We start from the raw sequence: 361 nt of genomic DNA on the forward strand, positions 1-361 counted from the left end.
AGCCGGTCGCGGATGTCCTCCACGTGCCGGGTGTGCGAGGCGTAGTCCACCGCGACCCGCCGCACCCGGACCCCGTCGCCGGACAACGCCTCGACGACCTCGTCCAGCGCGCGGGCGTCACCCGCGAGGACGACCGAGTCAGGGCTGTTGACGGCGGCCACCTCGACCTGTCCCGCCCACGGCCCCAACCGCGCGGCGATGTCGTCGGCGGCCAGCGCGACCGAGACCATGCCGCCCCGGCCGGACAGCGCCGAGGCGATGGCCTGGCTGCGCACCGCGACCACCCGGGCCGCGTCCGCCAGCGACAGCGCGCCCGCCACGCACGCGGCGGCGATCTCACCCTGCGAGTGGCCCACCACCG

General features: G+C 77.0%; 1 protein-coding gene. It reads right to left on the minus strand.

The window, feature by feature from the left end; genetic code table 11:
* The coding region (locus GCL84_RS00850) for an acyltransferase domain-containing protein (protein WP_156753380.1) at positions 1-361 on the minus strand (361 nt) is incomplete at both ends.

This window comes from Actinokineospora pegani, assembly GCF_009745975.1.
GTDB classification, from domain to species: Bacteria; Actinomycetota; Actinomycetes; order Mycobacteriales; family Pseudonocardiaceae; genus Actinokineospora; species Actinokineospora pegani.